General features: G+C 61.9%; 1 protein-coding gene and 1 pseudogene. Both read left to right on the forward strand.

Annotated features, from left to right (window positions below; translation table 11 throughout):
* A partial coding sequence (locus PA598K_RS33840) for an asparaginase domain-containing protein (RefSeq protein ID WP_185602396.1) occupies nucleotides 1–870 on the forward strand: 870 nt, incomplete at its 5' end.
* Nucleotides 871–889: 19 nt separating this feature from the next.
* Nucleotides 890–1,185 (forward strand): annotated as a pseudogene (locus PA598K_RS33845) (asparaginase domain-containing protein); the annotation flags it as partial.

The following is a 1,185-nucleotide window of genomic DNA, read 5'->3' on the forward strand; positions in this document are numbered from 1 at the left end:
GTCGTCACCGGGGCGATGCGCCCATGGGATGTCATCGGCACGGACGGTCCGGCCAACCTCTATCAGGCCATCAAGGTCGCGGGGAGTGGCAAGACGACATGGTTCGGTACGGTAGTGATGCTCAACGACGTGATCTTCGCAGCCCGCGAAGTGACCAAGACGAACTCGCATCGGATGGACACGTTTGACGCTCCGATGTTCGGCGCGCTCGGCTATGTCGACGATCCGGCTGTCCGCATCTACAGAGCGCCTGCCCGGGCCTTCAAGGCTGGTACGCCGGAGTGGGCGACACCGTTTGATCTGAAGACGATCTCCAAGGACAATCTGCCGCTCGTCGGCATCGTGTATAACTATCAGGAAGCGAGCGGCGGCGCAATCCGCGGACTGGTCGAGGATGGCGTGAAGGGCATCGTCACGGCCGGCACCGGCGCAGGGGGCATCTCCTCTGCTCTGAGCGCAGCGCGCTCGGCGGCTATTACGAACAATAATGTGGTCTTCGTCTCGACGACGCGTACAGGGTCTGGCTCCATCTATGGCGGTTCGGGCAACACGGTAGCGGGCGACAACCTGAATGCCGCTCACGCTCGCATCATGCTGTTGCTGTCGCTGGCCTTCTCCAACGACGTCAGTGTGATCCGCGGCTGGTTCCAAACGTTCGGCACCGCCGATGTGGAGATCTCCGTCGATGCCGATACCGTACTGCGTACATCGATCGAGGAAGAGCCAGCTCTGCCGGAGGTTGAGGTCCCTGTCGTCACCGAGCCGGTCCCCGGTACGGAGGAACCAGCGGTAACGGACCCGGAGGGCGAGGAGTCTCCCGCAACGACAGAAGAGACTGAGGTAGAGCAAGAGACCGTGGCGACGCCATAAGCTCGGGAGGGAGAAGGCTATGACAAAACTACAACCGAACGGGAGGCTGTCCCGGCAGCTTGCGATATTGCTCGTCGTCGCGCTGCTGGCCTCGCTCTGGACCGGCTACGCCGTGTCCGTGCGAGCGGAAGAAGCGCCGGTATTGCCGACGTTCGATATCCCGGCGCTGACGCAAGAGCAAGTGGCGTCTCCCAAGCCCAACGTTATCGTCGTAGCAACTGGCGGCACGCTGGCGGGACAGGCTACGAATGGAGATAAGGCAAGCTTCCAGAGCTATCGGGCGGGAACGTATACGATGGCAGATATGGTGGCGCA

The sequence above is a fragment of the Paenibacillus sp. 598K genome, from assembly GCF_003851045.1.
Taxonomy (GTDB): domain Bacteria; phylum Bacillota; class Bacilli; order Paenibacillales; family Paenibacillaceae; genus Paenibacillus_D.